The organism is Ekhidna sp. (genome assembly GCF_964218185.1).
GTDB lineage: Bacteria > Bacteroidota > Bacteroidia > Cytophagales > Cyclobacteriaceae > Ekhidna.
Genome location: NZ_CAXPLV010000005.1, coordinates 98,273 through 110,140, shown reverse-complemented (window position 1 = coordinate 110,140; position 11,868 = coordinate 98,273). Strand labels below are relative to the sequence as shown.

8 protein-coding genes are annotated in these 11,868 nt (G+C 44.5%); 3 read left to right on the top strand and 5 right to left on the bottom strand.

All coding sequences use genetic code 11. The features are described from left to right. Nucleotides 1-10: 10 nt before the first annotated feature. Entirely contained in the window at nt 11-400 is a 390-nt protein-coding gene (locus tag ACEQZT_RS05840; protein WP_370088173.1) for a hypothetical protein, read from the top strand. A gap of 5 nt (nt 401-405) precedes the next feature. On the opposite strand, the gene ACEQZT_RS05835 is transcribed toward ACEQZT_RS05840, so the two are convergent. After that, complete coding sequence (locus ACEQZT_RS05835) at nt 406-888, bottom strand: PaaI family thioesterase (protein ID WP_370088171.1); 483 nt, start codon at nt 886-888, stop codon at nt 406-408. 124 nt (nt 889-1,012) lie between these two features. On the opposite strand from ACEQZT_RS05835, the gene ACEQZT_RS05830 reads away from it, so the two are divergent. After that, complete coding sequence (locus ACEQZT_RS05830; protein WP_370088169.1) at nt 1,013-1,897, top strand: MBL fold metallo-hydrolase; 885 nt, start codon at nt 1,013-1,015, stop codon at nt 1,895-1,897. A 39-nt stretch (nt 1,898-1,936) separates the two neighbouring features. Here the strand turns inward: ACEQZT_RS05830 and ACEQZT_RS05825 are convergent, their stop codons facing one another. From ACEQZT_RS05825 to ACEQZT_RS05810, 4 genes are all read right to left on the bottom strand, one after another. Next, nucleotides 1,937-3,439, bottom strand: a complete 1,503-nt coding sequence (locus tag ACEQZT_RS05825) for a RagB/SusD family nutrient uptake outer membrane protein (protein WP_370088167.1) — start codon at nt 3,437-3,439, stop codon at nt 1,937-1,939. Nucleotides 3,440-3,441: 2 nt separating this feature from the next. Further along, the gene (locus tag ACEQZT_RS05820) at nt 3,442-6,528 is read right to left on the bottom strand and encodes a SusC/RagA family TonB-linked outer membrane protein (protein WP_370088165.1); all 3,087 of its coding nucleotides are present in this window, start codon (nt 6,526-6,528) and stop codon (nt 3,442-3,444) included. Nucleotides 6,529-6,639: 111 nt separating this feature from the next. Beyond that, the gene (locus ACEQZT_RS05815; RefSeq protein WP_370088163.1) at nt 6,640-9,015 is read right to left on the bottom strand and encodes an FtsX-like permease family protein; all 2,376 of its coding nucleotides are present in this window, start codon (nt 9,013-9,015) and stop codon (nt 6,640-6,642) included. Nucleotides 9,016-9,073: 58 nt separating this feature from the next. Next, complete coding sequence (locus ACEQZT_RS05810) at nt 9,074-9,427, bottom strand: DoxX family protein (RefSeq protein ID WP_370088161.1); 354 nt, start codon at nt 9,425-9,427, stop codon at nt 9,074-9,076. A gap of 141 nt (nt 9,428-9,568) precedes the next feature. Here ACEQZT_RS05810 and ACEQZT_RS05805 point away from each other — a divergent pair, with 141 nt between their 5' ends. Further along, on the top strand, nt 9,569-11,842 hold the full coding sequence (locus ACEQZT_RS05805) for a penicillin acylase family protein (protein WP_370088159.1): 2,274 nt from the start codon (nt 9,569-9,571) through the stop codon (nt 11,840-11,842). Nucleotides 11,843-11,868 lie beyond the last annotated feature (26 nt).

The window sequence follows — 11,868 nt, the reverse complement described above, 5'->3', positions numbered from 1 at the left end:
ATTAATTGCAATGAGCTTCTTAAGAGTACTTTTAGTTGGTCTCGTCTTTATGGGATGTAAGGACGATACCGGAATATCTGTTGGAGATAATGAGATCCTTGTTCAATACGAGCAATCAAGGTCAAAAGAAATAGACGGGAAAGAATGGAGCGTGGAATTTGTTGGAATTGAAGAAAACTCGCTATGCCTACCGGACGTCAACTGTGTGTGGCTTGGAAGGTTAGTTGTCTCATTGAAGATCAATGGAGAAGCTACTATTCTTGGTTTCGGTGACCTGGAAACGAATGCGGAGGAGGATTTTCAAAATCAGGTAGAAATGGATGGAGTGACTATCACTTTTTCTGAAGCACTGAATTATGATGAAGAAAGCACCACGAAAATTATCCTTGTTTTCGAGTAGCTATCCTAGCTTTTAAAAACGGTTTCTTTTCCCTCGCTGCTATCAAACACGCGGATGGCAACCACATCGGCCTCCGCGGTTTTTTCACCATTTGCCGACAGAAAGTCGCATTTCAACACCGTCTTTCTGCCCTTTACTTCTACCACCCGTGCTCGAAGCTCGACAGCCGTATTAGGTGTTGGTTTGAGATATTTCACAGTGAGTGTGCCTGTTGCGTATCGGTACTCTGGATCAGTATCAAGCGATCTTCCTTCACGCTTGTAAGCATCCGCCATGGCTGTGCCCATACAATGACAGTCTATGAGAGTAGCCATAATCCCACCATTCATCAGCTGACTCCACCCGTGATATTTTTCTTCCGACTCCCACTTGCACACAGACTCATCACCTTCCCAGTAGCTCTTGATTTGTAATCCTTCATGGTTGTGCCCACATCCAAAGCAGACATTTTCTGGCATGTGATCCTGAAAGTATTTTGACTCACTCATTTTTGTAACTTTACCTGGAGGCCAGGGGCCTTTTTTATTAAGAAAATATAAACGGATGAGAACTTTCGCACCAAACAACCCAGTCAAGGGCAGTTCTGAAATTCTCTATTCAAAGAAATAAAATATGTACCATACCCTCGACCTTCATTTCCAAAATTACGATCATGCCATCGCGGCATTCTTAATTGAAACCGAAGACGGTCCGGTGCTCATCGAGTCCGGCCCCTATTCTACATTCCCTAGTTTGGAAAAAGGATTGGCAAGTCATGGATATAAGGTGGCAGATGTAAAGCATGTATTCCTTTCGCACATTCATTTTGATCACGCGGGAGCTGCGTGGGCATTTGCTGAAAAGGGGGCGAATATCTATCTCCACCCATTCGGGGCAGAACACATGCATGATCCTACAAAGCTGGTAGCTTCTGCGACCATGATATACGGAGATCAAATGGATATACTGTGGGGGAAGATGGATAAAATAGCCAGGAACAAACTCAAGGTTGTGGAACATGAGGAGGTTGTGGAAATTGGGGGACAAAGCTTTCGAGCCTTGCATACTCCAGGCCATGCCAAACATCACATTGCCTGGCATTGGAAAGACACCATCTTCACCGGTGATGTTGCTGGAGTTAAGATTGATGGAGGGCCTGTGGTCCCACCATGCCCACCACCGGATATCAATTTAGAAGACTGGTTGCACTCCATTGACCTGGTACTTTCTAAGAATCCAAACCGATTAGTGCTAACCCATTTTGGAGAAGAGATGAACCCCAATATTCACATGACCGAGCTGAAAGAGATTCTCAACGACTGGAGCATGTGGATCAAGCAGAAATGGGAAGAAGGGCTTAGCAACGATGAAATCACGCCTCTCTTTATGAAATACACCGCTCAACAACTTGAAGATCGTGGTGTTTCAGGCACTGGCATTAAGCAGTACGAAGCAGCTAACCCCTCATGGATGAGTGTGGCGGGCTTGGTCAGATACTGGATGAAAAAGCAGGGATAAAAAAAGGCCTCATTTGAGGCCTTTAAATCAATTAATATTTTAGTCACACAGTCCCGGACTTGCGTCACATTCAGATTGTGGGATGGGAAGAATGAACCGATCGTCCAGAGGATCAAGATTTGAATTGGTGATTCTAACGGAAAGTCCATTGGCCGCCTGTCTTTTTAGGTCATGAAAAATCACCCCCTCGTATAGAAGTTCCCGGTTTCTTTCTACAATGATGCTGTCATAAAAACGATCAGCATCACCCGCAAAATCAGCTACAAAGAGCTCACTTAGCCCAGCTCGGGTTCTGATTTCATTCAAATCACTCAAAGCAGCAGGATCAATCGTAAATGGATCCTGTTCAAAAATTGATTCCGCCCTATCCAGATACATTTCCGCCAGTCGAATTAACGGAATAACATCTGTGCTGCGTAGATACTTTGATGAGCTAATGGAGTTCGTATTCACCTTATCCAGATAGTAAAGGCTGTCTACTTCGTCTGCGGAATTAGAAACTGAATCAATATTTGCACGGTGATCTGCATCACTAAACCTTGGGTTGTTAGCCAAGAATGTTGAATTCAATGAAGTAGGTTGAATTCTGAACGTACTTCCAAAATCATTAAATGACGAGAAGAATGCGGATAAACCCGTGGTGTTTACGCCAGTATTGCTCGATGCGGTTTGCTGAACACCTAAAATGTCTCCGCTACTGTTAGAAGCATTGGCAAAAGCTTCAAACGGGCGATCCTCCAGTGTAAAAGGCCCTCCAATCACATTGTTTAAAAATCCTTCTGCTTCAGTGTAGCTGTTTTTTTGCATGGCCACTTTGGCGAGATATGCCTGACATGCATAGTATGAAATGCGGTTGTTGTTGGTGCCTAGAGGTTGCAATGCAGCAGAGGCAGCAGCCAAGTCAGCTTCAACCTGTGTGTAGACAGCACTCACAGTTGCCTTGACAGGGGTACCAATATCATCTACGGAAGTAATTGGTTCGGTAATCAATGGGATGGCGGGATCGTTTGCTGTACCATCATATTGTGGCCCCCACAATCTCACCATTTCAAAATATAGTATGCCCCGAATGGCTAAAGCCTCTCCTTCAATTCTCGCTCTTGCGTTGGCATCACTTACATTGTCCAGATTTGCGAGAATATCATTTACGATGTTGATGGTCTCATACCCTCTTCGCCAGTTAGCTTCCACCCGTATGTTGGTTTTCAAAATGCTTTTGCGCACAAAATCTTCATAGCCGGGAGCGTTGGTTTCATCCCATGATACTTCCAGATTTACTTGACGGGTCAATAATGTGGCGATGAGTTTGAAATCCCCACCCAGTAATTCTCCACCATCAGCCCCATCATTCATGCCAAAGAGATTATAATAGGCTCCATTTAATGCTTTTTCTATGGATGCCTGATCGGTCAGCACATCCCCACTCAAGGAGTTTTCTGCGTCAATATCCAGCAGGTCATTGCAGGAGAAAAGTGTAACAGTCAGAATTAAGAAAGCGATTGCTTGCTTCATGGTAGTGTTTGTTGTCTTAGATGCTTTCATGATTAAAATCCGATTTTGATGCCAGACATAAAGATTCGAGGTTGCGGTGCAGTGAAGTTGTCAATGCCGCGACTGATATTTTGACCAATGATTCCATCAAGAGGATCAAAATAGCTGACATCCGGGTCGTACCCTACATAATCAGTGAAGGTGAGGAGGTTGGTCGCTCCCACGTAAACACTGAGATTTCTCAATCCCATTCCCGATAGTTTGTCGGCTGGGAAATTATAGGTAATTGTGATATTCTTTAATCGAACGTAGCTGCCATCTTCCAGCCATCTACTCGAAGGGTTAGGTTCATCCTGAAAAGGATTCAAGCCCGGGTATAGTGCTTCATCACCCGGCTCATACCATCGGTTGCTTTCTCGTGAGAGCTGACCCAGGTTTAAAATACCACTGTTTGCCAGATACTCTCCGGTTGCAAAATAAAGATCGGCACCTCCCACAAATTGGAACATGGCTGATAGCGTCCAGTTTTTATAGGTCACGGCATTTGTTAATCCTCCAAAAAAATCAGGATTTGGGTCGCCCATAATCTGCCGTGGTGCTTCTTCCCAGTTGTCGGTAGTACCACCATTGCCATCATCATACAGGGCATTTCCTGTTGCCGGATCCACTCCTACGTAATTGCGCATGTAGAAAACTCCAGCAGACTCACCTTCAAGAAAGGCATTGACTCCAACAATTGCCTGCTCACCATTTAGATCGGTAATCGTGTTTTTGTTTGATGAGATATTAAAATCGGTAGTCCATGAAAAATCAGGGGTGGATACGTTGACAGAGCTCAGGTTGATTTCGAACCCTTTGTTTTCCATTGTGCCGATGTTATCAAATATGGTCGCAAAACCAGAGGTTTGAGAAACAGGAATAGGGAATAGCAGGTCTGTTGTGGTTTTAATGTAGTAGTCAACAGACCCGCTGATGCGATTGCTCATGAAGCCGAAATCAACACCAACATTTAGCTGTGAGGTTGTTTCCCATTTTAACTTTTCATTTGAGAGGTTTGCCAATTCCACTGCGTCTTCATCATTGTAACGGGTACGGATGTAATTTCTTCGATACAGGAAATCGTCTGTTGGGGCATTGCCTACTAATCCATAGCTGGCTCTTAGTCTTAGTTGACTTACTGAATTGGAACTGAAAAAGTCTGCATTGTGCATGTTCCATCCTGCAGAAACCGCAGGGAAGTAGCCGAAGCGATTATCCTCACTAAATTTAGAACTTCCATCCATTCGGGCAGTTACCTGAAAGTCGTAAAGTTTATTGATTGAATAGCTTACTCGGGCGTAAGAGGATAGAAACACATTTGCGTCACCTTGTATAGGCTCATTGAACAAGGACGGGTCGGTTTCAGCAAGTGCTTCTAATGTGGCTATGCTATTCACATTGGCCTGACGGAAGTCGTAGGTGGTTGTAGATTTTTGATAAGAACCGCCCAGTATCACAGATAATTTGTTGCTTCCGTTCATCTCTGGATTGTAAGTGGCCCAGCCATTCAGCACGTAATTGTTGGTAATCTGCTCACTCAGCTGTGATCGGCCTGTTGGTGCTCCATCCAGCGTCTCTGGTCCTTGTCTTCTTTCTACTTGAACATTCCCTTTGTCAACACCTCCATTTACATCAATGGAGAATTTCTCTGAGAAATCGTATTTCAGCCCCAAACTTCCAATGATACTGCTGTTGGTAGCTTGATTGTCAGCAAAATGAATTTCTGTTAATGGATTGTATTCCAGGCTTCTCACGAGCAAACGGTAATTGTTTGCAGGATCATAGCTGTCTGATGGAGGGAGCACAATGGCTTGGAGTGGTGCGCCTAAATCCTGATCTTCATTTAAGCGATCGTCCTTCGTATGGATGTAGTTGATGTTTAGATTGGCTGAGAGTTTATCTGAGAGTTTACTGTCTAATGATACGGATCCATTTAGTCGATCAAACTTGTTGCCGATAAGAATGCCCTCCTGAGTAGTATAGCCCACGGAAGCAAAATAGCCCAGCTGTTCTGTTCCTCCCTGTACGTCTACATTAGCTCGATGGGATGGAGCACTGCGGAAAATCTCCTCCTGCCAGTCGGTATTATATGTAAGGTCATCATAGAATCCCGGAATGTTGAATGTAAAGGTTCGGTCACTGGCCTGATCATAGAAAACCACTGAAGAGATATTAGAATTGTATGCACTTCTTAAATAATCATATGTGATTGGAGTGGTTGTGATTGGTGTAGTCGTATCATCAATTACGATTTCAGGGTCTAAAACACCAGGCAACCCACTAACTGCAAAATCATACCCTCTTACAATGCCTTCGAACGTTTGAAGCCTATTTTCATCTGCTGATTGGATGTCTAATTTTTTGGGTGTCTGGCTTACTGCAAACTGATAATCCACATTCACCTGCATGCCGCCGGTGTTTCCACTTTTTGTCGTGATGATGATGACACCATTGGCTGCTCGTGTACCATAAATGGCGGTGGCAGCAGCATCCTTCAGTATTTCAATGGATGCAATATTGCTCGGGTTGATATTGGATTGATTTCCAGAAGTAAGTGGCACTCCATCTACTACATAAAGTGGCTGATTGGAAGCTGATAGAGAAGACCCCCCCCTAATTCTGACAGTCGTACCCTGCCCCAGCTTACCGCTTGAATTTTGCACAAACAACCCGGCAGTCACCCCCTGATTGGCCTGCTCCAGGTTAATCAAAGGTGCTGGGCTCACATCTTCAGCAGATACGCTGGAAACGCTGCTGGTCAACTTGTCTTTGCTTTGGGAGCCGATACCCATGTTGACCATGTTTCCATTGCTTCCGCCCGATTTCATTTTTATAGAAATCGAAGTTTGGCCGGTTAGGTAAATTTTTTGAGTTTGCAGTCCTTCTCCGTTAATTACCAGCGTTTCATAGCCATCTGTGAGTTGTATTGAGAAGTTTCCATTGATGTCGGTGGTGGTGGAGTTGTTCGTGCCTTCCACCTGCACGATCGCTCCGGCTACTCCCGCATTGTTCTGATCAGTCACCGTTCCTCTAAGAGTCACTTGAGCTGAAATTGTAAATACCAATAGCAGGGAAGCCAGGCAGGTTAGGATTAGTTTCATGAGTTGGTAGTTAGATAATACAATGCTAAAAATAGGCAGATTACTTTTTAGCGAAACTAAAAAAGGGCAGTAATCGATGATTCTGCCCTTTGTTTCGATTTTATATCCTGATTACTCGTATCGCAATGACTCCACAGGGTTTTTGGTGGCGGTTCGGAATATTCTACTTGAAGCAATACTGACTGCAATGGTCATTAGTAAGATGAATGGTGCCAAAACTGTGAACACACTTATCGCTTGATACACAGCGAAAATGGAAGCCATAAGAGCATCTATGGCTAGATAGGATAGAACAGACCCTACTATCGCAAAAATCAGGAGAAGCCAAAAGAACTGCTTATTCATCAGCACCAGAATTTGATTGACCGAAGCTCCAAGCACTTTGCGTACACCAATTTCCTTCACACGCTTAATGATATTCAGCGAAACGAGCGTGTACAGTCCGATGGATGAAAGGATCAGCGCCAGCGCCCCAAGGAATTTGAACATGGTGGAGATGTTGTTATTCACATAGTCTGTGCCTGCAAGTTCCTCATCCATAAATGAGGCATTGAAAGGGGTGTTGGGAGCTACTTCATACCACTTGGATTCCATTTTGTCACGGAGCTCTGTTGGATTCACTGCGCTTTTGATTATCACAAAATTCATTTCTTCGTTATCAGCCAACCTAAATGCACACGGCTCCACCGGATCAAAAAATCCATACATATAAAAATCTTCCATCACACCAACGACTGACAGTCGAGTACTGTCATCAATCTGAACCACTTTCCCAATCGGTTCATCCCAACCAAACTCTTTTACAAGCGCCTCATTCATGATGATCGAGTTTTCCTTGTCAAACTCGTACAGGTCTTTGTCAAAGTACCTGCCGTCTTTGATGGTGAGATCCATGATGTCCTTATAATCGAGGCTGAAATTCATCATGTCTGATTCCACTTCCTGCTCACCTGCCCTGAGTGTTCTTCCATACGTCCACCAGCCAATGTGGTGGGTGCTTCCCGTGATCTGGTCAATTTCCGGCATTTGGCTTGCGAGGTTAAAGAATCGATCATACTCGGATTTATTCTCTACACGCACGCCCATGATATTTTCTTTTTCAAAACCTACATCCAGATTGTTCTGATACTCAGCATTATTTGTAAAGGCGAGTGCAGAAATCAAAGCGATGATGGTAAGCATGTACTGCAGACCCAGCAATGTCTTGGAAAACCAGTTAGTCCCACCAAGGGAGAGGCTGCCTCTCAGAATATTTACTGGCTGGTATGCACTGATGTAGAGAGAAGGATAGCCCCCGGCAATCACAGAAGTGAGAACTAAAAGTCCGATCAGGAACAAGTAAATCTCACTATCGGAAACCAGGTTCAACTCCAACGTAATGAAATCCCACATGGCACTGTAGGCCGGTACCAGAAAGTAGGCAAACCCTAATGCCACTACCATGGATAGGAAAGAGAGAATAAGATTTTCGCCCATAAACTGTGCAATGAGCTGCTTACGGTCACTACCCATCACCTTTCGAATGCCGATTTCTTTTAGTCGTTTGCTTGAGATAGCAATGCTGGTGTTGGTGAAGTTGAAACAGGCGATCAATAGCATGAGAAATGCCATGATCATAGGCACAACAACTGCCGGAGGTGGAGGTGGCTCACTAAGCCAGTTCGCACGAATGGATTCAGCAATGCTTCCAAGATTGGTCAATTGCACGGCATAATAGCTCCCTATCTTAAAGTCGTCCCTAGCCTTGTTCTGTACTTCTACATAGTTGGCATTGATGTCTTCCAATAGATTTTGCGGAAAGCTACCATCGGTCATCACAAAAGTGGCAGCCACAAATTGTTTCCAATCTGCATTCTCAACATCTCTTATCTTCAGGTAATTGTCAAAGTGTGTCAGAGCACTGAATCGCACAGATGAATTTTGAGGGATTTGCTCGAACACGCCTCCAACGGTCATGGGATACTGATTGCCCTCCTCTGAAATGATTGTAATGATCTCTCCCGTTGGGTCTACCCCTTCTCCAAAGTACGTGTTGGAGGTATAGTTGCTAAGTATGATTTTGCTGCGATCAAAGAAAGCAGATGCATCACCGTACTTTAAGGGAAAGGAGAACATCTCCAGAAAATCATCTTCAGCAAAAGCGATCCCCTGATTGAAAACTTTAAGTTCTTTTTTGAGCACGAGCCCGGTCTCAATGTACCGTGAAGTGTGGGTGACTCCAGCTACTTTATCCTTTATTACAGCTCCGAGGGGGAGTGGTGAAATACCATAAGGTACTTGCTGGTTTTGTACGTCCTTGTAGATCTGCACTTTAAAAATGCGCTCATGATTTTCATGGTTTTGATCGTATTCAGCAGCAAATTTCCAATTGAGATAGCCTACAATGCAGCATGCCAGGGAGAGCCCCAAGCCGAGCATATTGATAAAAACGTAGGATTTGTTCTTTCGGAAATTGCGAAAGGTAATCTTGAAGAAGCTCCGAATCATGATAATTTGAGTTTGGTGACCGTACTATAATGATTCGGAAAAAATAGAAAGGTTGCTTTTAGGTAAAAGTATACGCCCACCAGATCAGCACAAATTGGAGAGGTAAGCGCAGAGCCAACACCCAAACCATCTTCTTTTTTCGCCACCCCTTGATGAAATGATAGATGTTGGCGGGGAATACAGCAATGAGTAATAGAATGACACCCCATGCAGCTATTGAGGTATATGCGGGAATGAGGAGCATGATCCCAAGCATGATTTCCGCAATTCCGCTCAGCCAGTTGATCAGCTTTTTATTTCCGAAAAAAGGTGGAATAATGCTTTCGTAGAAGCGAGGCATCAGGAAGTGGTTGACTCCTGCGAGGACATACAGGATCGCCATGATCCAGAGGCTAATGTTTTCGGTAGACATAAAAAAGCAGTGTCATTCTGAATTTATTTCAGAATCTTTTGTGAAAACTACACAGATCCTGAAACAAGTTCAGGATGACCAAAAATATATTGGTCTCATTTTATGGATATATTTGATAAACATCAAATTCAACCCAAACCTATGTATCGGATTCTCACCCTTCTTTTCATTTTACTTATAGCTTGCTCACCCCAATCCTCAAACTCAGAAATAGAGCAGTGGACAGCACAGGCAGAAAACATAACCATCATTCGTGATGACTTTGGAGTGCCACATATCTATGGAAAAACAGATGCAGATGCGGTCTTTGGATTGCTGTATGCGCAATGTGAGGATGATTTTCGAAGGGTGGAGCGAAACTTTACCTGGGCAATCGGAAGGCTGGCAGAGGCTGAGGGAGAAGAGGCGCTTTACAGCGATTTGAGAGCACGACTTTTCATGACCGAAGAGGAAGCAAAAGCAACCTATGAGTCTGCTCCTGATTGGCTGAAAGTATTGTGTGAGGCCTGGGCGGATGGCATCAATTATTACCTGCACACTCATCCGGAGGTGGAACCAAAGGTGATCCAAAAATATGAGCCATGGATGACCATGTATTTTACAGAGGGTTCTATCGGAGGGGATATTGAACGGGTATCCACAAGGCGCATCAAATCTTTTTATGAAAATATGGATGCCAATGAGATAAGCATTTTGAATATGTCCTCTCCCTACCCCTCTCCAGAAGAGGGACATAAGGAAGCTTATCTCATCGGCCGTGAGAGGATTGTCTCCCCCTCTTGGAGGGGGTTAGGGGGAGGAGCTTTTGAAGACAAACCCCTCCTCGAAGAACCCCAAGGTTCCAACGGGTTTGCTATTTCAGGTGATCTAACTGAATCGGGCAATGCGATGCTGCTGATCAATCCGCACACCTCTTTCTATTTTAGGGGAGAAGTGCATGTGGTGAGCGAGGAAGGACTCAATTCCTACGGTGCGGTGACCTGGGGGCAGTTTTTTGTGTATCAGGGCTTCAATGAAAACACGGGCTGGATGCATACCTCAACAGGAACAGACATCATCGATGAATTTCAGGAAACCATCATTGAAAGAGAGGGTGGCCTGTACTATCAATATGGAGATGAAGAGCGGGAAGTAGAAGAAAAAGAAGTAACGCTGAAATACAAGGACGGGGAGGAAGTGAAAGAAAGGACTTTCCCCATCTATCGAACGCATCATGGACCGATTACCCACGAGACAGACGGGAAATGGACAGCAACTGCGCTGATGTGGAAGCCCGTGGATGCACTCACCCAGTCATACACCCGATCGAAAAAGAAAAACCTGGATGAATTTCATGAGATGATGAACATCCGAACCAACTCATCCAACAATACGGTTTTCGCTGATTCGGAAGGCAACATTGCCTACTACCATGGCAACTTTATTCCGAAGCGAGATGTACAGTTTGATCACTCACAACCCGTGGATGGCAGCAATCCCGCCACCGATTGGCAAGGTTTGCACGAGTTGGATGAGACCATCATTGTCAAAAATCCACCCAATGGCTGGATACAAAATTGCAACTCTACCCCATTCACAGCGGCTGCCGAGCATAGCCCGAAAAGAGAAAACTACCCCTACTACATGACTTCTTTTCCGGAGAATTTCAGAGGCGTAAATGCTATTCGATTGCTTACTCAGGTGGAGAATCTTTCATTGGACGGCCTGATTGAACTAGGGTACAATCCGTATTTGCCAGCATTTGAAAAAGTAATTCCCGGATTGATTGAAGCGTATGACAATAGCAATAAAGACAAAACGATGTGGGATGCGATGGAGGAATTAAGAGCTTGGGATTTCACAACAGGTGTTGATTCCAAGGCGATGACACTTGCTCATTTTTATGGCCGAGCGTTATTTCAACACGCATCAGCACCCGAAGAATTGGTGGGTCCGGACCGATTTCATTGGTACGGGACGGGTCTTGCAGAAGCCGAGCGTTTACGCGTTTTCAAAATAGCCATTGAAGAAATGGACTCTCGGTACGGAACCTGGCTGATCCCCTGGGGAGAAGTGAATCGATTCCAAAGATTATCAGGTGATATTGACGCCTCTTTTGATGATAATGCGCCAAGCATTCCGGTTGGGTATACCACGGCATGGTGGGGGCATCTTGCAGCTTACGGCATGCGTGGAAATCATGATGTGAATAAAATTTATGGTACACGAGGAAATAGCTTCGTAGCTGCAGTAGAATTTGGAGATAGAGTAAGGGCTAAAACTATTTTGGCCGGTGGTCAAAGCAGTGACCCAAATTCACCCCATTTTGATGATCAGGCAGAGATGTATGCCAGAGGAGAATTCAAGGAGGCAGCCTACTATCGGGAAGATGTGGAGGCAAGGGCAGAGGAAACCTATAAACCCGGAAAGAGATAGTAATAAGGGTGCAGCATTTTTCTGCA

Bases quoted from the DNA above. Each gene is read 5' to 3' on its own strand.
- ACEQZT_RS05840 (WP_370088173.1), top strand. From the start codon at position 11: ATGAGCTTCTTAAGAGTACTTTTAGTTGGTCTCGTCTTTATGGGATGT.
- ACEQZT_RS05835 (WP_370088171.1), bottom strand. From the start codon at position 888: ATGAGTGAGTCAAAATACTTTCAGGATCACATGCCAGAAAATGTCTGC.
- ACEQZT_RS05830 (WP_370088169.1), top strand. From the start codon at position 1,013: ATGTACCATACCCTCGACCTTCATTTCCAAAATTACGATCATGCCATC.
- ACEQZT_RS05825 (WP_370088167.1), bottom strand. From the start codon at position 3,439: ATGAAAGCATCTAAGACAACAAACACTACCATGAAGCAAGCAATCGCT.
- ACEQZT_RS05820 (WP_370088165.1), bottom strand. From the start codon at position 6,528: ATGAAACTAATCCTAACCTGCCTGGCTTCCCTGCTATTGGTATTTACA.
- ACEQZT_RS05815 (WP_370088163.1), bottom strand. From the start codon at position 9,015: ATGATTCGGAGCTTCTTCAAGATTACCTTTCGCAATTTCCGAAAGAAC.
- ACEQZT_RS05810 (WP_370088161.1), bottom strand. From the start codon at position 9,427: ATGTCTACCGAAAACATTAGCCTCTGGATCATGGCGATCCTGTATGTC.
- ACEQZT_RS05805 (WP_370088159.1), top strand. From the start codon at position 9,569: ATGTATCGGATTCTCACCCTTCTTTTCATTTTACTTATAGCTTGCTCA.